A 25,787-nucleotide genomic window follows, 5' to 3' on the forward strand; every position below is an offset into this window, starting at 1 on the left:
ACGTCGCCAACGACTGGGTCGCCAACGGCTACTGGAACGGCCCCTCCGGCATCGGCGGCCAGGCCCGCGCCGGCTCCGGCCTCGCCACCGACGCCCCCGGCACCCACGTCGCCTTCGTCGACACCAACGGCAACATCGCCAACGACTGGATCAACAACGGCGCCTGGAACGGCCCCTCCGGCATCGGCGGCACCAGCCGCTGAACACCAACCAGTGAACGGCTCGGCATCCGGCCCCGTCACCCCTCCCCGGGGTGACGGGGCCGCGGCGTCACCGTCGCCCGGGGCTACCCGGCGGCGGGGCGGTGGGCGTCGACCTCGATCTCGATGCGCATCGCGGGGTCCGCGAGGCCGCACACCATCATGGTGGCCGCCGGGCGGACGGCGCCGAAGGCGTGGCGCAGCGCCGGCCAGCAGGGCTCGAAGTCCGCGCGCTCGGGCAGCAGGTAGCGCACCCGGACGACGTCGGCGAAGGTGCAGCCGGCCTCCTCCAGGGCCGCGGCGATGTTGCGCAGGCACTGCTCGGCCTGCTCCACCACGTCGTCGGAGATGGTCATGGTGGTGTAGTCGTAGCCGGTCGTGCCCGAGACGTGGACGTGGTCGCCGACCACCACGGCACGGGCGTAGCCGATCCGCTCCTCGAAGGTCGAACCGCTGAGGATCGCGCGTCGCTCTGTCATGGCTGCACGCTAGGCGGCCTGCGGCGATACCGTCCAATACGTGGTCGGCCGGCTTCTGATATCCCTGGGGATATGGCCGACCACCGCCCCGACCTGCCCCTTCCGCAGCTGCACGCCTTCACCGTGCTGGCCGAGGAGCTGCACTTCGGCCGCGCCGCCGCCCGGCTCGGCGTCGCCCAGCCGCCGTTCAGCCAGCAGATCGCCCGGCTGGAGGCGAAGGTCGGGTTCGCGCTGTTCACCCGCGGGCCGGGGCGGGTCGCGCTCACCCCGGCGGGCGTCGCGCTGCTGCCGGCCGCGCGGCAGGCGCTCGCCGGTCTCGCCGACGGGCTGGCCGCCGCGCGGGCGGTCGGCGGCGGGCGGGCGGGGCGGCTGCGGATCGGGTTCTCGGCCTCCCTCGCGCTGACCATGCTGCCGGGGCTGCTCGGGACCTTCCGGTCGCGGTATCCGGGCGTGGAGCTGGAGATCCGGGAGATGACCACCGGCCCGCAGCTCACCGCGCTGCGCGAGCGCGTCATCGACGTCGGTCTGCTGCGCGAGCCCCCGGAGGACGACCCCGGACCGCTCGGCTTCCGCACCGTCCTCACCGAGCCGTTCGTGGCCGTGCTCCCGGCGGCGCACCCGTTGGCCGCCCGGCGGAGCGTGGCCGTGGCCGCGCTGGCGGGCGAGCCGTTCGTCCTGCTCCCCCGGGCCGACGGGCCTCAGCTGTACGACCGGATCACCGGTCTGTGCGGGGCGGCGGGTTTCGAGCCGCGGATCGTGCAGCACGCGGTGGAGTGGCAGACGGTGTGCGCGCTCGTGGGCGCGGGGCTCGGGGTGTCGCTCGCTCCGGCGAGCATCCGGCGCCTGCGGCTGCGGGAGGTCGCCTTCCGCCCCGTCGAACCGCGCACGGCCCGGACCGTCGTCGCCGTCGCCTGGCGGCGGGAGGACCGCAGCCCCCTGGTGGCGCAGCTGCTGGAGCTGGCGGCCGGCCCCTGACGCCGCGCCGCCTCAGCCCTCGTCGGCGGCCGGGTCGGCGGCCGGGTCGGAGACTGGGTCGGCGGCCGGTCGGGGAACGAGACGGGGGACGAGGCGGACGTAGCCGACCATGCCGAGCACCTCCACCAGCGTCTGCGTCACGACGACGGACGCCGCCACGGCGAGCGTGCCGGGCAGGGCGAGGGCGAGCGGCAGGACGACCAGGGAGTTGCGGGTCGCGCCGGTGAAGACGATCGCCCGGGCGGCGCCGGTGCCGAGCCGGAAGAGGCGGGCGACGGCCCGGCCGGCGAACGCCATCACGGCGAGGAACAGCACGTAGAAGGGGACGACGCCGGCGACGTCGGCGAGGCTGTCGCCGAGCTCGGGCACCTGGGAGGCGACCACGGTCAGCAGGGTGGCCGCCATCAGCGGCACCATCGTGGTGGTGGCGGCGTCGGCCGCCCGTCGCCCGGCCGGACGGCGGGCGCCCCAGGCCTGGAGCAGCCAGGCGAGGGCGAGCGGAACGGCGATCAGGGTGAGGAACGCCCGCAGGAACGGGCCGGGCTCGACGATCTCGGACAGCTCCGGGCCCATGAACAGGTAGAGGAACACCGGGAGCAGCAGCATCTGCGCCACCAGCAGCAGCGGGGTGGCGGCGAGCAGGCGGCGGTTGGAGCCGCCGGCCAGGCCGGAGAAGACGATGACGTAGTCGACGCACGGGCAGAGCAGGACCAGCAGCACCCCGATGCGGACGGCCCGGTCGTCGGGGAGGAAGGGGAACATCGCGGCCACCAGGAGGGGGACGACGGCGAAGTTCACCGTCAGCGCGGCGGCGAGGAAGCGGGTGTCGCGCAGCGAGCGCAGCAGCTCGGCGGCGGGGACCTGGAGGAAGGTGACGAACAGCAGGGCGGCGAGCACGGGGTTGATGGCGTGCTCCAGGCCAGGTCCGGCCCCCGGGGCCAGCCGGCCCAGCAGGCCGCCGAGCGCCATCGCGGCGAGGTAGACCGCCACCTGGTGCCGCTCCATCCGCTCGACCGGGCCACCGCCGTCCTGCGGTCCCTGCTGCGACACCCGACTGCTCCCCACGCTTCGACGCCGGGCCGCCGGCGATGGCGGGCCGGCGTCCATCCTCGCAGGTCAAAGGGGATTACTGGTCGTCCGGGCAGGAGGCCTTGCGGCGCTTGTCGAACTCCTTGGCGGTGAGCAGTTTGTAGTCCCAGTCCCAGCCGCCGGCCGCCCACTTGCCGGCGGGCAGGGTGAGCAGCACGTCGCCGGGGACGGTGACGCTCAGCGCGCGGTTGCGGACCACCTCGACGGTGTAGCGCTTGTCGGCGCTGATGCCGCCGGTGAGCCGGCCGTACGCCATCCAGCCGGGCGGGAGGCCGCCGAGGTCGACGGTCTCCAGGGCGTTCGTGGCGGAGCGGCCCTCGCGCGGGCGGACGTCGACCTTCTCGGAGCCGGGGAAGACCTTCACGCGGATGGTGTGCAGGCGCTCGTCGCGGCAGACGCCGGTGCGGACGACCAGCCGGCCGGCGTCCAGGCGGACGGCGATCAGCTCCTCCTGCTTGGGCTCCGGCCCTCCGCAGCCGACCACCGCCGCCGCGGCCACCGTCACGGCCGCCGCCACCACTGACCCCACCCCGCGTCGCCGCACCCCGTGCCTCCTCCGCACCCGCCCACTCCGACCCGACCCGACCCGACCCGACCGATCCTGCCCCACGGCGGTCGCGCTCCGCGCAGGAGGGACCGGTGGACGGCACGGAGGGATGGCGGAGGGGCGGTCGGAAGGAGGGGCGGGGCGGCGGGACCGGGCCGTACAAGGGGAAGCTGTACGGCCCGGCCCGCCGAGCGCCGGAGGCGGTGCGGGTCAGCTCGCCGACGCGGTGGTGCGGCCGGTGACGGAGCGCAGCAGCACGGCGAGGCCGACCAGGACGATGCCGAACCAGACCGCGCTGGTGACGCCCGTGTGATCGGCGAACAGGCCGCCGACCAGGGCGCCCAGGGCGATGCAGGTGTTGTAGGCCATGGTGTTGAGCGACATCGCCGCCTCGAAGGTCTCGGGCGCGGCGGCCAGCGTCATGGTGATCTGGCTCAGCTGGACGACGCCGAAGGCGATGCCCCACAGCAGCATGGCCGCGATCACACCGACCTCGTCGGAGCCGACGGTCAGCAGCAGCACGAGGGCGCCGATCAGGAGCAGGCCGCCCTCGACGAAGCCGCCCCGCAGGCTCCTGGTGACCGCCCGGCCGCCGAGGACGTTGCCGATCGCGCCGCCGACGCCGAACACGATGAGCACGACGGTGACGAAGCCCACCGAGGCGGAGGCCCTCTCCTCCAGGTAGGGGCGGACGAAGGTGTAGGCGCCGAAGTGGCCGAGGACGAAGAACACCACCATGACCAGCACCACCCGCAGCGAACCGTTCCTGACGGGCAGTCCGAACACCTCGCGGACCGGGACCGCGTTCGCCGACGGCAGCGACGGGACGGTGACGGCGACGGCGAGCAGCGCCAGGGCGCTGAGGCCGGCCCAGATCAGGAAGGTGGTGTGCCAGGAGCCCGCGCTCTCCAGCAGGGTGCCGAGCGGGATGCCGACGACGGTCGCGATCGAGATGCCGGACATCACGACGGCGGCGGCCCGGTTGGCGTGCCGCTCCGGGACGATGCGCATCGCCATGCTGACGCCGATCGCCCAGAAGACCCCACTGGCGAAGCCCATGACCATGCGGGTGACCAGGATCAGCGGGTAGTTCGGGGCGGCCGAGGTGATCAGGTTGCCCAGCGCCAGGACGCCCAGCAGCGCGGTCAGCAGTTTGCGCCGGTCGACCCGGCGGGTCCAGGCCACGATGAACGGCACGCCGAGGCCGGCCGCGACGCCCTGGGCGGTGACCATCAGGCCGACCGTGCCCACGGAGACGTCGAGGCTCTCGCCGAGCGGGGTGAGCAGGCCGATGGGCATCAGCTCGGTGGTGAGGAAGACGAACAGGCTGGCCGTGATGGCGGCCACGCCCGGCCAGCCTCCGGCCCCGGCTGCGCCGTTCCGCGGCGCGGCCGGCGCCCGGGTCTCTTCGTGTGTGGTCATCTCGGCTCTCCGGAGGGGTCGGGCTTCTTGCGGGGCGGGCGCTGGCCGAGCACGACCGCCAGGAGGACGACGCCGATGCCGAGGAGCTGGAGGACGGACGGCGTCTGGTCCTTGACGAGGTAGCCCAGCAGCGTCGCGACGACCGGGCTGCCCAGGGCGAGGAAGGAGACCGCCGTGGCCGGCAGGCGTTCGATGCCCCGGAACCAGACCAGGTAGCTCAGGACCGCGCCCAGGCCGGCGAGGTAGGCGAAGCCGAGGACGTTGGAGCCGGTGAGGCCGTCGGGCATGTCCTCCAGCGCCAGCCAGAACGGCAGCAGCACCAGGCCGCCCGCGGTCAGCTGCCACCCGGTGAGGGTGAGCAGGCCGACGCCCTCGGGCCGGCCCCACCGTTTGGTCAGGGTGATGCCGGAGGCCATGCACAGCGCTCCGCCGAGGGCGGCGAGCACGCCGACGGCGTCCGGGGAGGCCGGGCCCCTGAAGACGAGCAGCGCCACGCCTCCCGCGCCCGTCGCGCCGGCCAGGGCGTGCAGGCCCCGGACCCGCTCGCCGAGGAACACGGCGGCCAGGACCACCACGAACACCGGCTGCGCCGACATGATCACCGCGGCGATGCCGCCCGGCAGCCGGTAGGCGGCGACGAAGAGCAGGAAGTTGAACGCGCCGATGTTCAGCACGCCCAGCACCGGCGCCCGCCACCACCAGGTGCCGACGGGCAGCCGCCGGCCGAGGGCGACCAGGAACAGGCCGCCGGGCAGCGCCCGCACGGTGGTGGCCAGCAACGGCCTTTCGGGCGGCAGCAGTTCGGTGGTCACCAGGTAGGTGCTGCCCCAGACCGTCGGTGCGAGGGCGGTCAGGGCGGCCGTGGGTGCGGTCGCTAGTCCCACGCGGTGTCCCTCACCCGCGGGTTCGGGTCGGTGGCGGCCGCGGCCGTCCCGGATCGGGGTGGAGCGGTACACATGACGGTCCTTCCGGCGGCGCGGACCCGCGAAGGCGCACGGGCGCGCCCCGGCGGTCGCGGCCAGGTCAGGGGATTCGAAGGAAGGGGCACCGGCGGATCGATCGCCCGGCGCGGTGGTCCTCAGTCTCCGGCCGCGCGCATCGATGAGTCCAACACATGCTTGTCACCCGATGCATCGCGTATCACGATGGATCGATGGATCTCCAGCAGATGCGGTACGTCATCGCGGTGGCCGAGACGAACAGCTTCACCCGGGCCGCCCAGCGCTGTCTGGTGGTGCAGTCCGCGCTCAGCCATCAGATCGCGCGGCTGGAGAAGGAGTTGGGCGCGAGGCTGTTCGAACGCACCAGCCGCCGGGTGCGGTTGACACCGGCCGGCGCGGCCTTCCTGCCCGCCGCCCGTCAGTGCCTGGACGCGGCGGAGCGGGCGGCCACCGAGGTGGCGGCGGCCGTCGGGGAGGTGCGCGGGAGCCTCAGGGTGGGGGTGATCCCGACCGTCGCCGCGGTGGACGTCCCGGCCGTGCTCCGGGAGTTCCACCGGCGCCATCCCGGGGCCCGGGTCAGCCTCGGTGTGGGGGCGAGCGACGAACTGGCCGAGCAGGTCCGGCAGGGCGAGATCGAGGTGGCCTTCCTCGGCATCCCGGTCACGGCCCGCCCCCGGGGCGTGTCGGCGCGGGAGCTGGCCCGGGAGCGGCTGGTGGCCGTGGTCTCCCCGGACCACCCGCTGGCCGGGGAGAGCCCGGTCGACCTGCGGCGGCTGGCCTCGGAGGTGTTCGTGGACCTCCCGGCGAAGACGGCCGGGCGGGCCCAGTCCGACCTCGCCTTCGCGGCCGCCGGGCTCACCCGCGAGGTCGCCTTCGAGGTGACCAACGCCGACTACCTGGCCCGGCTGGTCGGCGCGGGCCTGGGGGTGGCGCTGCTGCCGCCCTCGTACGTCGCGGGGCTGAGCGGCATGGTGACGATCGAGGTCACGGACGCGCCGTCGCGCGCCGAGTACGTGATCTGGGGCCGGGAGAGCCCGCGCCCGGCGGCCGCCGCGTTCCTGGCGCTGCTGGGTCTCCCCGAGGAGCCGAGAACGGATTGACCAACGGCTCGGCGCTTCAGCGCAGTTGCGCGCGTGATCGTTGTGACCGCCGCCTCCGGCGCCCCCGGACGGCCCGTGCCCGACCGCCCGCTCGGCCGCCGGCCCACGCGCACCCCGCTCGCCGCCTCCGCCCAGCCGCAGAGGCGGGTCCGCTTGGAGCGGCGGATCGCTCAGAAGGCGGCCGCGTCCAGGGCGTCGCCCAGCGAGGCGTAGCAGACGCAGAGCAGCAGCCAGACGCCGAGGCCGGTGGTGACGGCGGCGAGGATCCGGCCCCAGCGGCCGCGCCGCTCCCGGGGGCGGCGCAGCTGCCGCAGGCCGAGCACGACCGTCAGCACGGCGACGGCGCCCAGGGCATGGGCGAGCAACGGGCTCTGTTCGTAGCCGAGTTCGGCGAGCAGGAAGAGACCGATCAGGGAGCCGGTGGTCAGCACCGCGAGGAGCGTGCCGAGGACGGCCTCCCCCGCCAGCTCCAGCAGGAACTCGCCGATCGCGTGCAGGCAGCCGCGCGCGGGCCCGTGCGGCGGGTCGGTCACCGGCGTCGGGTCCCCCGGCTGGTGCGCGGGCCGCTGCCCGGCGAGGCCGTCGCCCCCGGCCGCCGCGTCGTGTCGCTCCACGTCCCTCCACCCCTTGTCGGGCGGAGGCTAGCACGCGGCGCGCGGCGGCCGGGGGCTTCCGTCAGGGCCGGCGGGTGGGGGGTTCGGTCGGCGGGCGGTCGTCCAGGAGGGCCTGGCCGAGGGGGGTGAGGGTGTGGCGCACGCCGGAGCCGGTGCGTTCGGTGGTGAGCAGACCGGCGGCGCGCAGCACGGTGGCGTGGTGGCTGGCGGTGGCGGCGGACGTCCCGGTGCGGCGGGCGAGTTCGGCGGTGCCGGCCGGGTCGGCCGCCGCCCGCAGGGTGCGGGCCCGGGTGGCGCCCAGCAGGGCGACCAGCGCGCCGGCCGGGTCCGCGGCGGACGCGGCCCAGACGGTCCGGTAGGTGGCGAGGTCGCGGGCCAGCGGGTAGTGCAGCACGAGCGGGTGCTCCGGTCCGCGGTTGTCGGTCAGGGCGAGCGGCTCGGGCCAGAAGAAGGTGGGCACCAGCACGATGCCGGTCCCGCGCAGCCGCACGTCCACGTCCAGCGGGCAGGGCACCGTCAGCACCGGTGACTCCCAGCGGATGTCCGGGTGCAGCGAGCCGAGCAGGCCGTCCAGTCCGCTGTCGGCCACGGCCAGCGCCCGCAGGGTCCGCTCGGTGTGCGCGGCCGCCAGCAGCTGCGACCAGTACGGGGCCACCGCGAAGGCGTGGTACTCGCGGAGCCTGCGGTCGACGACGGTGCGCCACTCCCGGGAGCCGCCGTGCAGTTCGCGCACCCAGCGGGGCGTCCCCGGCCGCAGGTACTCCAGGACCCGCAGATCCGCCGCCCACCGCCGGCGCGACAGCGACCAGGTGTGCTCCAGGCTGTCCGGCAGGCTGTCGGTGGCGGCGTGCAGAAAGGCCTCCGGCGCCCCCGCCGCCCCCGCGGCGGTCGCCAGTTCGAACAGCATCCCCTGTTCCGGGCGCAGCCGTTTGCGGGTCCTGCTGCGCCATCCCTCCAGGGCCGCTCCTCCCACGTCGCGGGCCTGTACCAGTGACAGGCTCAGGACCGTCTCGGCGAGCGGGTCGGGTGCCCGCGCGATCCGGACCCTGGTCAGGTCGTCGTGGGTGAAGTGGATACGCAGCAATCCGGTCCCTTCCGTCGGCCTCCCGGCGGGGTGCGGCGATGTCCCGGACTCGCCCCCGCCGATCCCTGCGGCCCCGGGAGGCCGCAGGGCCCACCGTAGGCGGAACGTTCGGGCGCGTCGGGCGCGTTGCCCGGCTCTGACCGCTTCGTGGCACGCCCCGGACATTGCCCCGCCCGAATTCGATGCAGCTCGAATGGTCTTGGGACGAACTCCGTCGGTTCGTGAGACTGACCGTCGGGGGTGCCCCACCGCGGCGCCCCGACCCCCCAGCCGAGGAGTGCACCGATCATGCGAATCACCCGTCGGTCCGCCGTCCGTTCCGGTGTCGTCGCGGGCACCCTGCTCGCCGGCGCGACCCTGCTCGCCGCCCCGGCGCAGGCCGCGCCGGTGCTGCACGGTTACGCCAACATCGTCCAGGGCAAGTGCCTCGACATCCAGGGCGCTTCCACCGCCGAGGGCGCGATGCTCCAGGAGTTCAGCTGCAAGAACGCCTCGAACCAGCGGTTCTGGACGGACGACGCCGCCGTCGGCGGGACGGAGATCCGGGTGCAGAGCTCGTTCCTCTGTATCGAACCGACCACGCCGAACTCCTACAGCAGCGTCATCCAGCGACAGTGCTCCGGCGCCGACACCCAGCGCTGGGAGCTGACCCCGGCCGGCGTCAACGCCGTCACCATGAAGAACAAGGCGTCCGGCCTGTGCCTGCAGGACTGGCTGTCGGGCGACGGCAGCCGGCGCCAGGTGAACATGATGCCGTGCAACGGCAGCGCCTACCAGCAGTGGTCGCTGCGCTGATTCCGGCGCCGCGTTCCCGGCACGGCCGTCAGGCGGCCGTGCCGGGGGCGGTGGTGGAGCCGGCCTGGAGGCCCAGGGTGCGTTCGGCCTTGGTCACGGCGGCGCGGTAGTAGAGGGAGGCGAGTTCGGCGTCGTCCGAGTCCTGCTGGAAGTACCCGTAGCCGAGCGCGACGTCACCGAGGCGTTCGATGCCGAGGTAGCCGACGAGCCGGGTGCCGGCGAGGGTGCCGTCGAGGCGGACGGCCGGGGCGTCCTGGCGGTCACCGAGGGCGACCGGGGTGACGGTGAAGGTCACGCTCTCGCCGGTGTCGCTGCTGAAGTCGATGCTGGGGCATTCGGTGAACGCGGAGTCGACGGTGTCGAGGTCGGCGGCCAGTTCCCCGGACTCCTCCGCGGTGAGGAACTCGGTGATCAGCGGGTAGCCGTCCGGGCCCTCGAACTGGACCTCCTGGTACGGGCTCTGGGCGCGACTGGGCAGTTCCTCGGTCACCGTGCCGTTGAGCAGGGCGCGCAGGGCGTCGCAGCCGGCCAGCGGGGTGGCGCTGGGGCTGGGGCTGGGGCTGGGGCTGGAACCGTCCTCGGGCTCGGGGCTCTCGGTGTCCAGCGGGATCTCGGTGAAGTCGGGGCCGAGTTCGGCCGCGGTCAGCAGGGCCGCCCTGAGCTGCTCGTCGGTGGGTGGCTGGGCGGCGGCGCCGACGGCGCTCAGGGGTACGTCCGCGCTCGCGGGCGGGGCCGCGGTCGCGGGCGGGGCCGGCGAAGCGGCGGCGAGCTGGGCACCGCCGAGGGTGAGCGCCGTGGTGACGGCCACCGCGGTGAGGGCGGAGAGAGGCCTCGGGAGGGACATGCGGGCCCCCGGTCGAGAGGTCGGGCAGGGACAGGCGTCCAGTGTCCCACCGGGGGCTCCGACCCGCCCGCCCGGCGGGCATCACCGCAGGTCAGGAGGGGTTTACCGAGGCCGGGGGCAGCTGGTCGACGGTCTCCGCGAGCCAGCGCACCCAGAAGGTCTCCAGGCCGATCCCGGCCCGCAGCACGGCGTGCTGGAGCGGGTCGCCGTCCGGCTCCGCGCCGGCCGGGAAGTCGCGCCGCTCGATCTCCTCGTAGTGCTCCAACTGCTCACGGTGCCGGGCGAGATGGCGGCGCAGCTCGGCGTCGAGCCCGGCCGTGCCGACCACGGCGGCGGCGCGCAGCCGCAGCAGCAGCGGGTCGCGGATCGGCCGGGGGGCGTCCGCGGCGGCCGTCCACCGCCGCAGTTCGGCGCGGCCGGCGGGCAGCACCTCGTACTCCTTCTTCTGCCCGCGCACCGGCCCGGCCTGCGGGAGCGCCCGGATCAGGCCGGCGGTCTCCAGGCGGCCCAGTTCGCGGTAGATCTGCTGGTGGGTGGCGGACCAGAAGAAGCCGATCGACTTGTCGAACCGCCGGGTCAGCTCCAGCCCGGAGGACGGCTTCTCCAGCAGGGCGGTGAGGATGGCGTGCGGCAGCGACATGCACCGAATCCTAAGGCGGGCCCTGGAGACGTGTGCGATGCGTCGCCGCCGCACGCGTGCGGGGTGCGTGCGGGTACGTGCGTGCGTGCGGGGTGCGTGCGGGTGCGTGCTCAGAGGGTGGCGGCGAGTTCGGTGCCCTGCTTGATGGCGCGCTTGGCGTCGAGTTCGGCCGCCACGTCGGCGCCGCCGATGAGGTGCGGGGTGACGCCGAGCGCGCGCAGGGCGGCATCGAGGTCGCGGCGCGGCTCCTGGCCGGTGCAGAGCACCACGGTGTCGACGGGCAGCAGCTGCGGCTCGCCGTCGAGGGTGAGGTGCAGGCCGGAGTCGTCGATCCGCTCGTACGACGCGCCGGCGACCATGGTGACGCCGCGGTGCTTCAGCTCGGTGCGGTGGATCCAGCCGGTGGTCTTGCCGAGCCCGGCGCCGACCTTGCCGGCCTTGCGCTGCAGCAGGTGGACCCGGCGCGGCGGCTCGGGACGCTCCGGGCGGGCGAGGCCGCCGCGCTCGCGGTACTCCTCGTCGATGCCCCAGTGGCGGCGGTGCACGGCCGGGTCCAGGCTCGCCGCGTCGCCCGCGTCGGTGAGGTACTCGGCGACGTCGAAGCCGATGCCGCCCGCGCCGATGACCGCCACCCGCTCGCCGACGGCCGCACCGTCGCGCAGCACGTCGAGGTAGCCGAGCACGCTGGGGTGGTCGACGCCCGGCAGGTCGGCGGGGTCGGGCACGCGCGGGGTGACGCCGGTGGCGAGGACCACCTCGTCGAAGCCCTCGGCGGCGAGTTCGGCCGCCTCCACCCGGGCACCGAGGCGCAGTTCCACGCCGAGGGAGTCGAGGCGGTGGCGGTAGTAGCGCAGGGTCTCGGCGAACTCCTCCTTGCCCGGGATGCGGCGGGCGATGTCGAGCTGACCGCCGATGGTGTCGGCCGCGTCGAACAGGGTGACCCGGTGGCCGCGTTCGGCGGCGGTGACGGCGCACGCGAGGCCGGCCGGTCCGGCGCCGACGACGCCGATCCGCCTGGCGAGCCGGGTCGGGGCGAGGACCAGCTCGGTCTCGTGGCAGGCGCGCGGGTTGACCAGGCAGGAGGTGATCTTCCCGCTGAAGGTGTGGTCGAGGCAGGCCTGGTTGCAGCCGATGCAGGTGTTGACGGCCTCGGGGCGGCCCTCGGCGGCCTTGGCGACGAAGTCGGGGTCGGCGAGCAGCGGGCGGGCCAGCGAGACGAGGTCGGCGCAGCCGTCGGCGAGCAGTTGCTCGGCCAGCTCCGGGGTGTTGATCCGGTTGCTGGTGACCAGCGGGACGGACACCGAGCCCATCAGCTTCCTGGTCACCCAGGCCCAGGCGCCGCGCGGCACCGAGGTGGCGATGGTGGGGATGCGGGCCTCGTGCCAGCCGATGCCGGTGTTGATGAGGGTGGCACCGGCCTCCTCGACGGCCCGGGCGAGGCGGATCACCTCGTCGAGGGTGGAGCCGCCGGGGACGAGGTCGAGCATGGAGAGCCGGTAGACGAGGATGAAGTCGGGGCCGACCCGCTCGCGGACCCGGCGGACGATCTCGACCGGGAAGCGCATCCGGTTCTCGTAGGAGCCGCCCCAGGCGTCCTCGCGGTGGTTGGTGGCGGCGGCGGTGAACTCGTTGATCAGGTAGCCCTCGGAGCCCATGATCTCGACGCCGTCGTAGCCGGCCCGCCGGGCGAGTTCGGCGCAGCGGGCGAAGTCGTCGATGGTCCGCTCGACCTCGTCCGCGCTCAGGGCGCGGGGCGGGAAGGGGCTGATCGGGGCCTGGACGGCACTGGGGGCGACCAGGCCGGGGTGGTAGGCGTAGCGGCCGAAGTGCAGGATCTGCAGCGCGATCCGGCCGCCGGCGGCGTGCACGGCGTCGGTGACCACGCGGTGCCGGTCGGCCTCCCGCTCCGTGGTGAGCATGGCGCCGCCGTCCCACGGGCGGCCGGCCTCGTTGGGGGCGATGCCGCCGGTGACGATGAGGCCGACGCCGCCGCGGGCGCGTTCGGCGTAGAAGGCGGCCATCCGCTCGAAGCCGTCCGGGGCCTCCTCCAGGCCGACGTGCATGGAGCCCATGATCACGCGGTTGGGGAGGGTGGTGAAGCCGAGGTCGAGCGGGCGCAGCAGGTGCGGGTAGGGCGCCTGCGGGGCTTCGGTGGCGGCGGTCGTCGTCACGGGGTCTCCTGGGACGGGCGGGGGCGGCCCCGGGGGGCTGGTGGTTACCACACGGTAGGGGACGGGGATCCGCTTATGCAACCAGTTGCATAGGTGATCCGCGGAACACGTGCGGAGGCCGCTGCGGACTTTCGCTGACGGATCATCAGTTCACGTCGTATCGTCGACGCTACGACGGACGGGGCCGGTCGGCCCGGCGAGGAGGACGGTCGTGCGGGGTGGATCGGTCGCCGTGGTCGGCGGCAGCGTCGCGGGGTGCGCGTTCGCGCGGGCGGCGGCCCGGGGCGGCGCCGAGCGGGTCACCGTGCTGGAGCGCAGCCCGGGGCACCTGGAGGACCGCGGGGTGGGCCTGTGCGTCGTGCTGGACCGCTACGACGAACTGGTGCGGGCCGGGCACCTCGACGACGGCATCCGCCACCACCCCGTCACCGCCCGGCACTGGGTGGCCCGCGGCGAGGACGGCGACCCGCGCGGGCGGGTGCTGTGGGTGCAGCCGATGGCCATGCACTCCTACCACTGGGGCGTGCTCTGGCAGGGGCTGCGCGAACGCATCCCGGACGGCGTGGAGTTCCGGCCCGGCACGGCCGTCACGGCGGTCGGCGGGGGCGGTGCCGTCGCCGGTGGCGGTGCCGGTGGCGGTAGCGGCTCCGGTTCGGGCGACGTCGGCGCCGGGCCCGCGTGGGTGGAGACGGCGTCCGGCGGGCGCGAGGAGTACGACCTGGTGGTCGGCGCCGACGGCCACCGCTCGGTGGTGCGCGCCGCCGTCTGCCCCGAAGCCCGGTCCGAGTACGCCGGGTACGTCGCCTGGCGCGGCAGCTTCGACGCCCGGCTGCTCGACACCCTCCCGGGCGGCGCGGCCCGCTGGCCCGAGGAGGAGGTGATCACCGTCTGCTACCCCGGCGGCCAGGTCGTCCTCTACCGCATCCCCGGGCTCACCCCCGGCTCCACCCTGGTCAACTGGGTCTTCTACGCCCCCGCGCCCGCCTGGCTGCGGCGCGCCGACGAGGACTCCGACCCGCTCGGCTTCCCGGTCGGCGCGCTCGACACCGCCCGTCACGGCGAACTGGCCGAACTCGCCGAACGCGTCCTGCCGCCGTACTGGGCGGGCGTGGTCGCCCTCACCCCGGTCGAACGGATCCTGCTCCAGCCGATCCACGACCTCGCGACCCCGCGCCGCACCGCCGGGCGCCTGCTGCTGGCCGGCGACGCGGCCACCCTCGTCCGCCCGCACACCACCAGCGGCGCGGCCAAGGCGCTGCAGGACGCCTGCGCCTTCGAGGACGCCTGGCGGGCGTCCGACGACTGGGCCGGACTGCTGCCCGGCTACGACCTCGAACGCGGCGAGGCCGGGCGCGCCCTGGTGGACCTCAGCCGCCGGCTCGGCCGGGCGCAGGTCACCGGGGCACCCGACTGGTCGGCCATCGACGGGCCGGGGATGGCCGCGTGGTGGCGCGGACAGCTGGGCACCTCGGGCGGGTTCGGCGGTCTGGCACTGGACCGGAAGCCGAACCCGCCGTCGGCCGACGGGAACTGACCCGCCGTCACCGCTCGGATCAGACGTTCACGCCGTAGTCGGTGGCGATGCCGCGCAGGCCGGAGGCGTAGCCCTGGCCGATCGCGCGGAACTTCCACTCGGCGCCGTTGCGGTACAGCTCGCCGAAGACCATCGCCGTCTCGGTGGAGGCGTCCTCGGTGAGGTCGTAGCGGGCGATCTCCTGGCCGTTGGCCTGGTTGACGATCCGGATGAAGGCGTTGCGCACCTGCCCGAAACTCTGGAACCGGGCATCCGCGTCGTAGATCGACACCGGGAAGACCACCCTGACCACGTCGGCCGGGACGGCCTCCAGGTCGACCTTGATCTGCTCGTCGTCGCCGTCGCCGCCACCGGTCAGGTTGTCGCCGCTGTGCTCGACCGAACCGTCCGGGCTGCGCAGGTTGTTGAAGAAGACGAAGTGCTGGTCCGAGACGACCTTGCCGTGCGCGGTGCAGAGCAGCGCGCTCGCGTCCAGGTCGTAGTCGGCGCCGGTGGTGGTACGGACGTCCCAGCCGAGCCCGACGATGACGGCCGTCAGCCCCGGCGCTTCCTTGGTCAGCGAGACATTGCCGCCCTTGGCCAGCGAAACTCCCACGATTGCCCTCCTCGGTCGCTCTCTCTGCCGAAGAATCTACAGCACTGTAGAGATCACGGGCATCCGTTGCCCGAGGACGACAGCATCCGGGCCACGTGGTCCGGCAGCAGACAGGCCTGGCGGGCCAGCAGCTCGACGAAGGCCGCCGTCAAGGCGTCCGGCCTGGTGCGGGTGTACGCCACCAGCGGCCGCCGTACCGGCGGTTCGGGCCGGCGCACCAGCCCGTCGAACCCGGTCGGCACGATGTTCGCCGGCACCAGCGCCGGCCCCAGTCCGGCCGCCGCGAGCAGCGGCGCCGCCGCCGTCTGCTCGGTGCGCACCGCCGCCCGGGGCCGGAACCCGGCCTCCGCGCAGGCCGCGTCCAGCAGGTCCGCCAGACCGTTGCCCGGGGCGTAGTGCACCCAGTCGCGTCCGGCCAGCGCCGCCAGCGGCACCCGGCCCGCCGCCGCCGGCCCGTCCTCCTCGCCTTCCTCCGGAAGAACCAGGACGAACTCCTCCACCCCCAGCTCCCGGACCGGCCCCTCCCAGTCCGCCGGCGGCGTCCCCACCGCCACGTCCGCCTGCCCGGCCGCCATCGCCGCCCGCAGCTCCTCGGTGTGCGCGAACTCCCGCAGCCGGATCCGCACCGCCGGATGCGCGGCCCGCCAGGCCCGCAGCACCGGCGGCAGGATGCCCAGGCTCACCGAGTACACCGTCGCCAACTCCAGTTCCCCGCCCGCGAGTCCGGCCGCCTGCCGGGCCGCCGCGCGCAGCCGCTCGGCGTCCGCCAGCGCCGCCCGCGCGTGCGGCAGCACCGCCCGCCCCATCGGCGTCAGCCGCACCGCCCGCGGCAGCCGCTCCAGCAGCGGCCCGCCGACCGCCTTCTCCAGCGCCCGCACCTGGTGCGACAGCGCGGGCTGGGTGACGTGCAGCAGCTCGGCGGCGCGGGTGAAGGAGCCGGTGTCGACGACGGTCACCAGGTACTCGAACTGCCGGAGGGTAGCCATGCACACAGTTTATGGCTTTCCCAGAAAACAAGCCTTGGACGCATCACCGCTGCTCGGCGCAGCCTTTCCCCATGACGAACACCAACACCGACACCGAGCTCCCCCTCGCCTCCCGCCGCGTCGTCGTGGTCGGCGCCGGCTCGCACACCGGCCGCGCCCTCGCCCACGCCGCCTCCGCCGCCGGAGCCGAACTGATCCTCGCCGGCCCGGACCCGCGCAAGCTGGAGTGGACGGCCGGCGAACTGTCCGGCCCCGCCAAGGTCGTCCCCGTCGACCTCGCCGACGAGGCCTCCATCGCCGCCCTCGCCGCCGCCACCGGCCGCTTCGACCACCTGGTCTCCACCGCCGCCATGCCCGCCAACGGCCCGCTCGCCGAGCTCGAACTCGCCGACGTCCACCGGGCGTTCGCCGCCAAGGTCTACGGCCCACTGCTGCTCGCCAAGCACCTCGCCCCGAACGCCGCCACCGACACCCCCGACGGCGCCTCGTTCACCTTCTTCTCCGGCGTCGCCGCCTGGCGCCCGGCCCCCGCCCGCACCGTGATGGCCACCACCAACGGCGCCCTCGCCTTCCTCGTCCAGGCCCTCGCCGTCGAGATCGCCCCGGTCCGCGTCAACGCCGTCTCCCCCGGCATCGTCGACACCGGCGCCTGGGACCGCCTGGGCGCCGACAAGGCCGCCTTCCTCCACTCCACCGCCACCCGCAACCCCGCCCGCCGCACCGGCACCACCGACGACCTGGTCCGCGCCGTCCACTTCGCCATGACCAGCCCCTTCGTCACCGGCACCACCCTCCACATCGACGGCGGCGCCCGCCTGGCCTGAGCGCCGGCCGCGGCTAATCGAGGTACGGCGACTCGAACTCGTCGACTCGGAGGCCGGACTCGCGGACCACCCGGACGGCTTCCTCCGGCGAGTGCGCGGCGCCGAGGTACATGTAGTAGTCGTAGCCGAAGTGCACGAAGAAGCCGCCGTCACCGACGAGCCTGCACCAGACGAACTCCTCGCGCAGAATCGACCTCGCCAGCTCGATCGCCTCGTCGAGCGCCAGCCGGTCCCCCTCGGCGACCCGCTGCCACCACGGGCTCTCGGGGTAGACCTCCAGCCCGTCGACCCGCAGCCCGGTCACCCCCTGCACCGCCGCGAACCGGCGGACGGCCGCGAGATACCGCCCCTCCGTCTCCAGGTACTCCGCTTCGGTGAGCACCTCCCCACCGAAGCTCCCACCGATGTCGGACATCGCCGTCCACGCCGGCACCGTCCCCGCCCGCTCCTCCGCCGAGTACTTCACCACCCGGTACTGGAACACCGGCCCGCCCCCAACCCTCCGCCAACCCGCCACCCTACCGACCGGTCCACCACCCCAGGACACACCTCGGCCGCGGAGAGAACCCTCCCCGCGGCCGAGGTCAGCATGCGTCCCGAACGACATCGCCAATCGGGGTCCAGGCCAGGCGATGCCGCTCGCCGCCCACGCAGGTCATGCAGGGTGAGGGCCGCTCGGCACACACCCGGCGCCCGAGAGCTCCGACCCGCACGGGCACCACCGCCACAGCGGATTTCGTGCAAGATCATTGCCATTGCCGCACTCTCGGACACCTTGGCGGGTTGGTCGTAGACTGACCGTGTTTCCGCCGGACCGGTCGGGAGGCCCCCATGCGTCAGCGGCACAGCTTCCACCTCGACCGGGGTGGCCGTTCCGTCACGGTGAACGTCCGCTCCGGGTGGATCACCGAGACCGAGGTGCTGGTGGACGACAAGGAGGTGGCCTTCCACCGGGTGCACGGTCACGGGGTGTACCCGCTCGCGCTCGCCGCGGAACTGCCGGGGCCGCCGGAGGAGCCCGGGCGGCCGGTGGCGGTGCGGCTGGAGCGGACCGGCGTGGCGGAACGGCCGCTCGGCTGCACGCTGGAGCTGGGCGGGGCCGTGCACCCGATGGAGGAGCGGACGGAGCGCTGAGCCCTCAGCCCAGCTCCGCCGCGATCCCCTCCACCGCCGCCCGCGCCCGCTCCGCGTCCGCCGGGACGAGGCCGATCCGGGTGCGCCGGTGCAGCACGTCCTCGGCGTCCAGCGCGCCCTCGTGGGTGAGCGCGTACGCGATCTCGGCGCGGCTGACATCGATCCCCTCCGCGACCGGCGCGCCGTACCCGGCGCCCAGCAACTCCTCCCCCGCCGCCAGCACTTCGCGCGCCGCGCCGCCGTGCCGGGCGAGCAGCGAGGCCGCCACCTCGCCCTCCGGCACCGGGCGGCTGTCGCGGTGGCCGGGTGCGCCGACCAGCGGCAGGCGGGCCGTCCAGCAGGCGCGGGCGGGCAGGCCGCGCAGCCGGACGGCGGTGTCCACCGCGTCCTCGGCCATCCGGCGGTAGGTGGTGAGCTTGCCGCCGACCACGGTGATCACGCCGTCCGGCGACTCCAGGACGGCGTGCTGCCGGGAGAGGTCGGCGGTGGCGCCGTCGCCGGTGTCGATCAGCGGCCGCAGTCCGGCGTAGGCGCCGCGCACGTCGGCCCTGGTCAGGGCGGTCTCCAGGGCGGCGTTCACGGTGTCGAGGAGGAAGTCCAACTCGGCCTCGGTGGGCTGCGGCTCGTCGGGGATCGGGCCGGGGGCGTCCTCGTCGGTGAGGCCGATCGCCACCCGGCCGAGCTGCTGCGGCAGCGCGAAGACGAAGCGGCTGGTGGAGCCGGGGACGGGCACGGTGAGCGCGGCGGCGGGCCGGCCGAGCGCGGCCGCGTCGACCACCAGGTGGGTGCCCCGGCTGGGGCGCAGCCGGATGGACGGGTCCACCTCGCCCGCCCACACGCCGGTGGCGTTGACGACGGCGCGGGCGCCGAGGAGAAACGATTCGCCGGTCAGGGTGTCGGTGAGCCGGGCGCCGGTCCCGGTCACCTGCTCGGCGCGCACCCGGGTCAGCACGGACACCCCGTACTGCGCCGCCGTGCGGGCCAGTGCCACCACCAGGCGGGCGTCGTCGACGAGTTGGCCGTCATGGGCGACCAGCGCGCCGGACAGCCCGGTGCCGCGCAGGCCCGGCACCAGGGCGCGGGCCCGGGCGGCACCCACCTTGCGCACCCGCGGCAGCAGGCTGCCCGGGGTGCCGGCGCTCAGCCGCAGCGCGTCGCCGGCGAGGAAGCCGGCCCGGACCAGGGCGGTCTGCGCGGGCTTCATCAAGCCGTCCAGCAGCGGCACCAGTTGGGGCAGTGGACGGACCAGGTGCGGGGCGGTGCGGGTCATCAGCACGCCGCGCTCGACGGCGCTCTCGCGGGCCACGCCGATCCGCCCGGAGGCGAGGTAGCGCAGGCCGCCGTGGACGAGCTTGGAGCTCCACCGGCTCGTCCCGAAGGCGAGGTCACGGGCCTCGACCAGGGCCACGCAGAGCCCGCGCGCGGCCGCGTCCAGGGCGACGCCCACGCCGGTCACCCCGCCGCCGATCACCAGCAGGTCGACGGCCGGCCCGGCGGCGAGCGCGTCGAGGTCCAGCTCCCGGCGGCGGGCGGTGAGTCGGGTGGTCCCGGCGAAGGGCCCGGCGGTGGTGGTCATCTGCGGTCTCCGTAGCGGCTCGGGGTCGTCGGGTTCACGGCGTGGGACAGCCGTCAGGAGCGCGGGTTCACGGTGCGATACAGCCCGTCAAGGCGCGGGTTCACGGCGCGAGGTAGCCGTCGAGGGCGCGGGCGAGTTCGCGCCGCCAGGCCGGCTCGGGCAGCAGCGAGGCCACCATGCGGTGCGACTGGACGGTGGACTGGGCGATCAGCAGCACCATCGCGGCGAGCTCGACCGGCTCGCCGGCCCGGATCGAGCCGTGCCGCTGCCCCTCGGCGATGCCGGCCTCCAGCGCCTCCAGCAGCCCGCGCTGGCTCTCGCCGAGGCGCTCGACCACGTACTCGAAGAGCGTGTCGGAGTCGGCCGAGCGCAGCAGCGCGCCGAGCACCGGGTGGTCGCGCAGCCGGACGGCCACCTCGACGACGCCCTCGACGAACGCGGCCCGGTCGGCGCCGGCGAGCCGGACGGCGTCCCGGGTGGCCCCGATCTCGCGGGTGAGCAGCGCGCCGATCACCGCCCGCACGTCCGGCCAGCGCCGGTAGACGGTCGGCCGGCTCACCCCGGCACGGCGCGCGATCTCAGCCAACTGGGTTCGGCGCACGCCGAGTTGGACGATCAGCTCGGCGGCGGCGTCGAGGATCGCGTCGTCGGTTCCGCGCGGTTCGGCGGACGGTCCGGGGCCTCCGGGGCCATCGTTACTACTTGACATGATGTGTAAAACTGTAACGCATGACCCCCGAGAAGCAAGCAGCGCCGGCCGGAGCCGCCGCGCTGCCCCTCCCCCCGATGAAGTGGGACGCCTGGGGCGACCCGGCCCTCGCCAAGGAGCTGTCCGCCGACATCAAGGGCCTGCTCGCCGCCGCCCTCGGCGTCACCGGCGACGCCGCCCCCGGCCCGGACGCCTCGGAGGTCGTGCTGCGGCCCTCCGCCCTCACCCCCGAGGACCTCGCGGCGCTCGTCGCCGTCGTCGGCGAGGCCCACGTCGGCACCGCCGACGCCGACCGGCTCCCGCGGGCCGGCGGCAAGTCCACCCCCGACCTGCTGCGCCGCCGCTCGCGCGCGCCGCAGGACGCGCCCGACGCCGTGGTGCTGCCCGGCGGCGAGGAGGAGATCGCCGCGCTGCTCGCCGTCTGCGCCGAGCGCCGGATCGCGGTCGTGCCGTTCGGAGGCGGCACCAGCGTCGTCGGCGGGCTGGAGCCGCGGCGCGACGGGTTCGCCGCCGTCGTCTCCCTCGACCTGCGCCGCCTCGACGGGCTGCTCGACCTCGACGAGACCTCCGGCGAGGCGCTGCTCGGCGCCGGCCTCACCGGCCCGGCCGCGGAGGCGCTGCTCGCCGAGCGCGGCTTCGAACTCGGCCACTACCCGCAGAGCTTCCGCTTCGCCACCATCGGCGGCTTCGCGGCCACCCGTTCCTCCGGGCAGAACTCGGCCGGCCACGGGCGGTTCGACGAGATGGTGCGCGGCCTGCGCGTCGTCACCCCGGCGGGCGTGCTGGACCTCGGCCGCGCCCCCGCCTCCGCCGCCGGCCCGGACCTGCGCGAGCTGTTCCTCGGCTCGGAGGGCACCCTCGGCGTGATCACCGCCGTACGGGTGCGGGTGCACCCCGTGCCGGCCGTCAAGGCGTACGAGGCCTGGTCGTTCGCCGACTTCGCCACCGGCACCGCCGCGCTGCGCGCCGTCGAGCAGCAGGACACCGGACCGACCGTCATCCGGCTCTCCGACGAGGCCGAGACCATGGTCAACCTCGCGATGACCGACAAGATCGGCGGCGAGGCCGCGGTGACCGGCTGCCTGGCCGTCACCGTCTTCGAGGGCACCGCCGAGCAGGTAGCCGCCCGCCACCAGCTCACCCGCGCCGCCCTGCTCGCCGCCGGCGGCACCTCGCTCGGCGAGGCGCCCGCCCGGGCCTGGGAGCACGGCCGGTTCAACGCCCCCTACCTGCGCGACTCGCTGCTCGACGCGGGGGCGCTGTGCGAGACGCTGGAGACCGCCACCAACTGGCAGCAGCTGCCGGCCCTGCGGTTCGCCGTCACCGCCGCGCTGACCGAGGCGCTGCCCGGCGCCCTCGTCCTGTGCCACATCTCGCACGTCTACCCGACCGGCGCCTCCCTCTACTTCACCGTGGTCGCCGCGCTCGGCGAGGAGCCGCTGGAGCGCTGGGGCGCCGCCAAGCGCGCCGCCTGCGACGCCATCGTGCGCTCGGGCGGCACCATCACCCACCACCACGCGGTGGGCACCGACCACCGCCCCTGGATGGCGCAGGAGATCGGCGAGGTCGGGGTACGCATCCTGCGCGCCGTCAAGGCCGAGCTGGACCCGGCCGGCATCCTCAACCCGGGCAAGCTGATCCCATGAGCGGCCGGAGAACCATCGCCCGCGTCGTTCTCCTCACCAACCCCGCGGCGGCCGCCGGCCACTCCGAGCCGGCCGCCCGCCGCGCCACCGCCCGCCTGCGCGCCCACGGCATCACCGTGGACGCGCGGGCGGGGACCTCGGCCGCCGACTCGCTCGCCCTCGCGCGCTCGGCCGTCGCCTCCGACTCCTGCGACGCGCTGGTGGTCGTCGGCGGCGACGGGATGATCAACCTCGCGCTGCAGGCCGTCGCCGCCACCGCCACCCCGCTCGGCGTCGTACCGGCGGGCACCGGCAACGACCACGCCCGCGCGCACGGCCTGCCCCGCGACGACGCCGAGGCCGCCGCCGACGTCATCGCCGCCGGCCACACCCGCACCGTCGACCTCGGCCGGATCACCGGCGCGGACGGCACCACCCGGTGGTTCGGTTCCGTGCTCGCCAGCGGCTTCGACTCCCTGGTCAGCGACCGCACCAACCGGCTGCGCTGGCCGCGCGGCCGGATGCGCTACCACCTCGCGATCGCCGTCGAGTTCGCCAACCTCCGCCCGCTGCCGTTCCGGATCACCCTCGCCGACGGCACCGTGATCGGCCGCGACCTCACCCTCGCCGCGGTCGGCAACACCAGCAGCTACGGCGGCGGCATGCTCATCTGCCCCGGCGCCGACCCCGCCGACGGCCTGCTCGACGTCACCCTCGTCGACGCCATGCCCCGCCGGCGCATCGCCCGTTTCTTCCCCACCCTCCTCAAGGGCACGCACATCACCCACCCCCAGGTCACCACCCACCGCACCCCGTCCCTGCACCTCTCCTCCCCCGCCATCACCGCCTACGCCGACGGCGAGTTCATGGCCCCGCTCCCGCTCACCGTCAGCGCCGTCCCCGCCGCCCTCCACCTGCTCACCCCGGCGCCCTGAGCGCGGCCGCCCGGCACGGGGGCGGCGGGGCGCAGCCGTGGTCGCGGATGCGGTGGACCACCGGGGCCGGTGCCGCGAAGCCGGCGCCGCCGCTGTTGACCGCCCCGGCCGCCGGCTGCGGCACTACCCCAGCTCCAGCCGCTCCCAGGCGAACCCGTCGCCCCAGGACGGCTCGCGGCGGGCCCAGGCGGTCATGGCGGCGATCACCGGCCCGGCGTCGCCCAGGAGCACCTGGAAGTGCCGGTCGGCCCCGCCGTCGCGGTGCTCCAGCGTGTAATCCCCGCCCTCCTCGTGCCACACCTGCACGTAGACGTCCGGCTCGTCGGGTATCCGCTCGACCACCAGGAAGCGGTCCTTGCGCTCCCCGATCCGCCGCACCAGCCCCGCCAGCGCCTCGGCCTCCGGCCGCGGGTGGCTCTCGTCGTTCTCCGTCCGCACCGTGATCTCCAGCATGACGCCAGATCCTGGCACGGGGCACTGACAATCGGCGGCGGTGAACCAGTGGGTCTCGACGTGCCGGGCGAGGGAGTGGGGGTGCCGCGGGTCGGTGAGCATCCGGTGGACGAACTCCGCCGAGGTGCAGTCGAACCGCTGCCAGGGCTCCCACGCGTCGCCGCGGGCGAGGACCGGCCAGGCCTCCGGGTCCGGCCCCTCCAGCAGCCAGCAGAACGCGTGCTCGGCCGAGGACACCGCCCACTGGAGGAGCCGGAGCGCGGGCCCGTCGGCGGGGCCGGTGGCCGGGTCGTCGGCGGGGGGTTCGAGGCGGGCGTACTCCGCTCCCGGCGTGCAGAGTTCGAGGCTGTCGTCGAAGCTGCCCGCGCCGAAGGTCTCGACCAGCAGCTTGTAGTCGCGGGGCAGGCGAAGGCCCAGCTCCCCCTCCACCGCCGCCCAGTCGACCGGCCGCCGGGGCCCGTGCCGGCCGGTGAGCGCGGCGAGGTCCTCGACCCATGACGAGCCGGCGGGTCCTGTCCGGCGCTGCGCGACGGGCGCCGTCACGACGGTGAGGGCCTCCCCGTCGCCCGTGAACCGGCCGACGCCGAGCCACCGCCGCCCCATGCTCCACCCGTACATCTCGACCGCCCGCTCCGCCAGCACCTCGGCCAGCGGCGGCCCGGGCAGCCGCCGCAGCGACGGATCCGTGAACCCGTCCAGGGCCACGGCCCTGGCGGGCCCGAACCGCGCCCTCAGCGCGGTCACCAGCGCCGCCAGATCGGTGGCGGCGAGTCCGGCCACCTGGTACCCCGGCCCGTCTTCCGGCAGCGGCCGGGCCAGGAGGTCGTCGATCACGGCGAGATGAGCGGTGTCGTCCATGGGCATGGAGTAAACCCCGGCGGTCCGACAGCCGGGTACCCGCGCCGGCCGGGGCCACCGGCCGGCGCTGCCGGGCCGAGGGGCACCGGTACGGCGGGGGCCATCACGGCGTCAGGAACAGCTCGTCCAGGTGGTGGGTGAGGATGGCGAGCGCCGCTTCGCCGGTGCGCTGGCCGCCCAGCACGCTGGAGCCCAGGCCGTTGACCATGGCCAGCAGGCCGGCGGCGGCGACCGCGGGGTCCTTGCCGGGGTCGATCTGGCCGGCCCGCTGCGCCGCGTCCAGCTGCTTGGCGAGGAAGCCCTCCAGCACCTCGGGCTGCCGCGCGCCGTGCTTCTCCAGCACCTCGGGGTCGCCCAGCACCAGGGTGTAGTAGGCGGCGAAGGTCCGGGTGATCCGGCGGCTCTCCGCGTCGGTGGGCAGGATGCAGGACAGGATCGCGGTCACGACGCCGCGCGGCGTGGGCGGGGAGCCCGCCGACTCGGCGATCCACCGCTCCATGCGGGCCTGGAGCTGGGCGGTCAGCCGGGCCAGGGCGTCCAGCAGCAGTCCCTGCTTGGTCTCGAAGTAGTACTGCACCAGCCGCAGCGAGACGCCCGCCTCGGTGGCGACCGCCCGCATGCTGGCCGACTGCAGCCCCTGGGTGTCGGCGATCCGCAGCAGCGCCTCCGCGATCTGCCGCCGGCGTTCCTCGTGCTCGACCCGCGCGTTCATGAACCCACCTCCCTGGTACACTCGTATCATGCCGTGATACACATGTACCATGCGAATCAGCGAGTTCAGGAACGACCGGGCACGGCAGCGTTTCCTCGCTGCCTACGAGCAGACCCTGGCGGAGCTCTGGCCCGGGCCACGAACGGCGATCGACCTGCCGACCTCCTTCGGCACCACCCGCGTCTACCGCACGGGGCAGCAGGACGGCGCGCCCGTCGTCCTGCTGCCGGGCTCCGGCGGGAACGCGCTGATGTGGCACGGCTACGTCGAACTGCTGGCCCGGCACCGCCCGGTGCTCGCCGTCGACACCGTCGGCGAGCCGGGCGCGAGCGTGCAGAGCGCGCCGATCGCCGACGGCCGGGACGGCGCCGCCTGGCTGGACGAGGTGCTGACCGGGCTGGACGCGACGGACGCCCACCTCGTGGGCTGCTCCTACGGCGGCTGGCTGGCCCTGTGCCACGAGATCCACCACCCCGGCCGGACCGCCTCCCTCACCCTGCTGGACCCGGCGGGCTTCTCCGGGTTCGGCCCGCGCTTCTACGCCTGGCTGATCGCGGGCGCGCTCGCCTCGGCCGCGCCCCGGCCGCTGCGCCCCGGCCTGGCCCGTCTGATCGGCAACAGCGCCATCCTGGAGACCCGACTGATGGGCCTGATGCGCGCGTCGACCGGATTCCGCCGCGCGCTGCCGGTGCCGCCGGTCTTCTCCGACCAGGACCTGGACCGCCTGCGGGTGCCCGCACTGTTCCTGCTCGGGGCGCGCAGCGCCATGCACGACTCGCACGCGGTCGCCGAGCGCCTCGGCCGGCTGGTGCCCGCGGCCCGGGTGGCGGTGGTGCCCGGCGCCGGCCACGCGCTGACGAGCGACCGGCCGGACGTGGTCGCCGACCACCTCCTCGAAGCCATCGGGGCGTAGCGCCGGGCCGGCCGGGGCGTGGCGCCGGGTGA

General features: G+C 75.0%; 26 protein-coding genes and 1 pseudogene. 10 read left to right on the forward strand and 17 right to left on the reverse strand.

The annotated features are described in order from the left end of the window. A partial coding sequence (locus ABT238_RS30050) for a hypothetical protein (protein WP_350801256.1) occupies positions 1–203 on the forward strand: 203 nt, incomplete at its 5' end. An 83-nt stretch (positions 204–286) separates the two neighbouring features. Here ABT238_RS30050 and ABT238_RS30055 read toward each other — a convergent pair. Next, on the reverse strand, positions 287–679 hold the full coding sequence (locus ABT238_RS30055; RefSeq protein ID WP_350801262.1) for a RidA family protein: 393 nt from the start codon (positions 677–679) through the stop codon (positions 287–289). Positions 680–751: 72 nt separating this feature from the next. Here ABT238_RS30055 and ABT238_RS30060 point away from each other — a divergent pair, with 72 nt between their 5' ends. Then, complete coding sequence (locus tag ABT238_RS30060) at positions 752–1,654, forward strand: LysR family transcriptional regulator (protein WP_350801273.1); 903 nt, start codon at positions 752–754, stop codon at positions 1,652–1,654. Positions 1,655–1,666: 12 nt separating this feature from the next. On the opposite strand, the gene ABT238_RS30065 is transcribed toward ABT238_RS30060, so the two are convergent. From ABT238_RS30065 to ABT238_RS30080, 4 genes are all read right to left on the reverse strand, one after another. Next, positions 1,667–2,659 carry an arsenic resistance protein gene (locus tag ABT238_RS30065; protein WP_350801574.1) on the reverse strand — a complete coding sequence of 331 codons (993 nt, stop codon included), beginning with the start codon at positions 2,657–2,659 and terminating at the stop codon, positions 1,667–1,669. A gap of 121 nt (positions 2,660–2,780) precedes the next feature. Beyond that, entirely contained in the window at positions 2,781–3,248 is a 468-nt protein-coding gene (locus ABT238_RS30070) for a hypothetical protein (protein WP_350569695.1), read from the reverse strand. Positions 3,249–3,500: 252 nt separating this feature from the next. After that, the gene (locus ABT238_RS30075; protein ID WP_350801283.1) at positions 3,501–4,712 is read right to left on the reverse strand and encodes an MFS transporter; all 1,212 of its coding nucleotides are present in this window, start codon (positions 4,710–4,712) and stop codon (positions 3,501–3,503) included. Beyond that, the gene (locus tag ABT238_RS30080) at positions 4,709–5,596 is read right to left on the reverse strand and encodes an EamA family transporter (protein WP_350569699.1); all 888 of its coding nucleotides are present in this window, start codon (positions 5,594–5,596) and stop codon (positions 4,709–4,711) included. Before ABT238_RS30080 ends, ABT238_RS30075 begins: the two co-directional genes overlap by 4 nt. A gap of 269 nt (positions 5,597–5,865) precedes the next feature. On the opposite strand from ABT238_RS30080, the gene ABT238_RS30085 reads away from it, so the two are divergent. Then, positions 5,866–6,753, forward strand: coding sequence for a LysR family transcriptional regulator (locus ABT238_RS30085; protein WP_350569701.1), 888 nt, complete (start codon positions 5,866–5,868; stop codon positions 6,751–6,753). Between the two features lie 170 nt (positions 6,754–6,923). Here the strand turns inward: ABT238_RS30085 and ABT238_RS30090 are convergent, their stop codons facing one another. Together ABT238_RS30090 and ABT238_RS30095 are read right to left on the reverse strand one after the other, a co-directional pair. Further along, the gene (locus ABT238_RS30090; protein WP_350569703.1) at positions 6,924–7,367 is read right to left on the reverse strand and encodes a hypothetical protein; all 444 of its coding nucleotides are present in this window, start codon (positions 7,365–7,367) and stop codon (positions 6,924–6,926) included. A gap of 61 nt (positions 7,368–7,428) precedes the next feature. After that, a complete protein-coding gene (locus ABT238_RS30095; protein WP_350569705.1) occupies positions 7,429–8,451 on the reverse strand; it encodes an ArsR/SmtB family transcription factor in 1,023 nt (340 codons plus the stop codon). Between the two features lie 288 nt (positions 8,452–8,739). On the opposite strand from ABT238_RS30095, the gene ABT238_RS30100 reads away from it, so the two are divergent. Further along, a complete protein-coding gene (locus ABT238_RS30100) occupies positions 8,740–9,246 on the forward strand; it encodes an RICIN domain-containing protein (protein ID WP_350569707.1) in 507 nt (168 codons plus the stop codon). Positions 9,247–9,274: 28 nt separating this feature from the next. On the opposite strand, the gene ABT238_RS30105 is transcribed toward ABT238_RS30100, so the two are convergent. The 3 genes from ABT238_RS30105 to ABT238_RS30115 all read right to left on the reverse strand — a co-directional run bounded on the left by ABT238_RS30105 (position 9,275) and on the right by ABT238_RS30115 (position 12,901). Continuing rightward, entirely contained in the window at positions 9,275–10,090 is an 816-nt protein-coding gene (locus ABT238_RS30105) for a hypothetical protein (protein ID WP_350801318.1), read from the reverse strand. A 91-nt stretch (positions 10,091–10,181) separates the two neighbouring features. After that, a complete protein-coding gene (locus ABT238_RS30110; protein WP_350569710.1) occupies positions 10,182–10,730 on the reverse strand; it encodes a PadR family transcriptional regulator in 549 nt (182 codons plus the stop codon). Between the two features lie 110 nt (positions 10,731–10,840). Next, positions 10,841–12,901 carry an oxidoreductase gene (locus ABT238_RS30115; protein WP_350801333.1) on the reverse strand — a complete coding sequence of 687 codons (2,061 nt, stop codon included), beginning with the start codon at positions 12,899–12,901 and terminating at the stop codon, positions 10,841–10,843. Positions 12,902–13,112: 211 nt separating this feature from the next. Between ABT238_RS30115 and ABT238_RS30120 the strand changes: the two genes are divergently transcribed. Beyond that, positions 13,113–14,435: an FAD binding domain-containing protein gene (locus ABT238_RS30120; RefSeq protein WP_350801342.1), complete on the forward strand. Its 1,323-nt coding sequence runs from the start codon at positions 13,113–13,115 to the stop codon at positions 14,433–14,435. A gap of 19 nt (positions 14,436–14,454) precedes the next feature. On the opposite strand, the gene ABT238_RS30125 is transcribed toward ABT238_RS30120, so the two are convergent. Together ABT238_RS30125 and ABT238_RS30130 are read right to left on the reverse strand one after the other, a co-directional pair. Further along, a complete protein-coding gene (locus ABT238_RS30125; protein ID WP_350569716.1) occupies positions 14,455–15,030 on the reverse strand; it encodes a TerD family protein in 576 nt (191 codons plus the stop codon). A gap of 53 nt (positions 15,031–15,083) precedes the next feature. Next, complete coding sequence (locus tag ABT238_RS30130) at positions 15,084–16,016, reverse strand: LysR family transcriptional regulator (protein ID WP_350569718.1); 933 nt, start codon at positions 16,014–16,016, stop codon at positions 15,084–15,086. Positions 16,017–16,087: 71 nt separating this feature from the next. Here ABT238_RS30130 and ABT238_RS30135 point away from each other — a divergent pair, with 71 nt between their 5' ends. Then, the gene (locus ABT238_RS30135; protein ID WP_350569720.1) at positions 16,088–16,840 is read left to right on the forward strand and encodes an SDR family oxidoreductase; all 753 of its coding nucleotides are present in this window, start codon (positions 16,088–16,090) and stop codon (positions 16,838–16,840) included. A gap of 13 nt (positions 16,841–16,853) precedes the next feature. Here the strand turns inward: ABT238_RS30135 and ABT238_RS30140 are convergent, their stop codons facing one another. Continuing rightward, entirely contained in the window at positions 16,854–17,324 is a 471-nt protein-coding gene (locus tag ABT238_RS30140) for a hypothetical protein (protein ID WP_350569722.1), read from the reverse strand. 347 nt (positions 17,325–17,671) lie between these two features. Here ABT238_RS30140 and ABT238_RS30145 point away from each other — a divergent pair, with 347 nt between their 5' ends. Continuing rightward, positions 17,672–17,974, forward strand: a complete 303-nt coding sequence (locus ABT238_RS30145; RefSeq protein WP_350801360.1) for a hypothetical protein — start codon at positions 17,672–17,674, stop codon at positions 17,972–17,974. Positions 17,975–17,978: 4 nt separating this feature from the next. Here ABT238_RS30145 and ABT238_RS30150 read toward each other — a convergent pair whose 3' ends face one another. Continuing rightward, positions 17,979–19,550, reverse strand: coding sequence for a glycerol-3-phosphate dehydrogenase/oxidase (locus tag ABT238_RS30150; protein ID WP_350569726.1), 1,572 nt, complete (start codon positions 19,548–19,550; stop codon positions 17,979–17,981). A 100-nt stretch (positions 19,551–19,650) separates the two neighbouring features. Then, a complete protein-coding gene (locus ABT238_RS30155; protein WP_350569727.1) occupies positions 19,651–20,259 on the reverse strand; it encodes a TetR/AcrR family transcriptional regulator in 609 nt (202 codons plus the stop codon). A gap of 20 nt (positions 20,260–20,279) precedes the next feature. Here ABT238_RS30155 and ABT238_RS30160 point away from each other — a divergent pair, with 20 nt between their 5' ends. Then, positions 20,280–21,905, forward strand: a complete 1,626-nt coding sequence (locus ABT238_RS30160) for an FAD-binding oxidoreductase (RefSeq protein ID WP_502891477.1) — start codon at positions 20,280–20,282, stop codon at positions 21,903–21,905. Continuing rightward, a complete protein-coding gene (locus ABT238_RS30165) occupies positions 21,902–22,819 on the forward strand; it encodes a diacylglycerol kinase (RefSeq protein WP_350801381.1) in 918 nt (305 codons plus the stop codon). Before ABT238_RS30160 ends, ABT238_RS30165 begins: the two co-directional genes overlap by 4 nt. A 126-nt stretch (positions 22,820–22,945) precedes the next feature. On the opposite strand, the pseudogene ABT238_RS30170 reads toward ABT238_RS30165, so the two are convergent. After that, positions 22,946–23,272 (reverse strand): annotated as a pseudogene (locus ABT238_RS30170) (DUF6891 domain-containing protein); the annotation flags it as partial. A 961-nt stretch (positions 23,273–24,233) separates the two neighbouring features. After that, positions 24,234–24,842 carry a TetR/AcrR family transcriptional regulator gene (locus ABT238_RS30175; RefSeq protein ID WP_350569731.1) on the reverse strand — a complete coding sequence of 203 codons (609 nt, stop codon included), beginning with the start codon at positions 24,840–24,842 and terminating at the stop codon, positions 24,234–24,236. A gap of 49 nt (positions 24,843–24,891) precedes the next feature. On the opposite strand from ABT238_RS30175, the gene ABT238_RS30180 reads away from it, so the two are divergent. Continuing rightward, on the forward strand, positions 24,892–25,755 hold the full coding sequence (locus ABT238_RS30180; RefSeq protein ID WP_350801393.1) for an alpha/beta fold hydrolase: 864 nt from the start codon (positions 24,892–24,894) through the stop codon (positions 25,753–25,755). Positions 25,756–25,787: the final 32 nt, after the last annotated feature.

The organism is Kitasatospora sp. NPDC001527, from assembly GCF_040298605.1.
Classification (GTDB): domain Bacteria; phylum Actinomycetota; class Actinomycetes; order Streptomycetales; family Streptomycetaceae; genus Kitasatospora.

Excerpts from the sequence above, each read along its gene's own strand:
- ABT238_RS30130 (WP_350569718.1), bottom strand. The coding sequence starts at position 16,016 with ATGGCTACCCTCCGGCAGTTCGAGTACCTGGTGACCGTCGTCGACACC.
- ABT238_RS30145 (WP_350801360.1), top strand. The coding sequence starts at position 17,672 with ATGCGTCAGCGGCACAGCTTCCACCTCGACCGGGGTGGCCGTTCCGTC.
- ABT238_RS30160 (WP_502891477.1), top strand. The coding sequence starts at position 20,280 with ATGACCCCCGAGAAGCAAGCAGCGCCGGCCGGAGCCGCCGCGCTGCCC.
- ABT238_RS30075 (WP_350801283.1), bottom strand. The coding sequence starts at position 4,712 with ATGACCACACACGAAGAGACCCGGGCGCCGGCCGCGCCGCGGAACGGC.
- ABT238_RS30175 (WP_350569731.1), bottom strand. The coding sequence starts at position 24,842 with ATGAACGCGCGGGTCGAGCACGAGGAACGCCGGCGGCAGATCGCGGAG.
- ABT238_RS30135 (WP_350569720.1), top strand. The coding sequence starts at position 16,088 with ATGACGAACACCAACACCGACACCGAGCTCCCCCTCGCCTCCCGCCGC.
- ABT238_RS30055 (WP_350801262.1), bottom strand. The coding sequence starts at position 679 with ATGACAGAGCGACGCGCGATCCTCAGCGGTTCGACCTTCGAGGAGCGG.
- ABT238_RS30105 (WP_350801318.1), bottom strand. The coding sequence starts at position 10,090 with ATGTCCCTCCCGAGGCCTCTCTCCGCCCTCACCGCGGTGGCCGTCACC.
- ABT238_RS30085 (WP_350569701.1), top strand. The coding sequence starts at position 5,866 with ATGGATCTCCAGCAGATGCGGTACGTCATCGCGGTGGCCGAGACGAAC.
- ABT238_RS30155 (WP_350569727.1), bottom strand. The coding sequence starts at position 20,259 with ATGTCAAGTAGTAACGATGGCCCCGGAGGCCCCGGACCGTCCGCCGAA.
- ABT238_RS30110 (WP_350569710.1), bottom strand. The coding sequence starts at position 10,730 with ATGTCGCTGCCGCACGCCATCCTCACCGCCCTGCTGGAGAAGCCGTCC.
- ABT238_RS30150 (WP_350569726.1), bottom strand. The coding sequence starts at position 19,550 with ATGACCACCACCGCCGGGCCCTTCGCCGGGACCACCCGACTCACCGCC.
- ABT238_RS30065 (WP_350801574.1), bottom strand. The coding sequence starts at position 2,659 with ATGGAGCGGCACCAGGTGGCGGTCTACCTCGCCGCGATGGCGCTCGGC.
- ABT238_RS30060 (WP_350801273.1), top strand. The coding sequence starts at position 752 with ATGGCCGACCACCGCCCCGACCTGCCCCTTCCGCAGCTGCACGCCTTC.
- ABT238_RS30180 (WP_350801393.1), top strand. The coding sequence starts at position 24,892 with ATGCGAATCAGCGAGTTCAGGAACGACCGGGCACGGCAGCGTTTCCTC.
- ABT238_RS30100 (WP_350569707.1), top strand. The coding sequence starts at position 8,740 with ATGCGAATCACCCGTCGGTCCGCCGTCCGTTCCGGTGTCGTCGCGGGC.
- ABT238_RS30165 (WP_350801381.1), top strand. The coding sequence starts at position 21,902 with ATGAGCGGCCGGAGAACCATCGCCCGCGTCGTTCTCCTCACCAACCCC.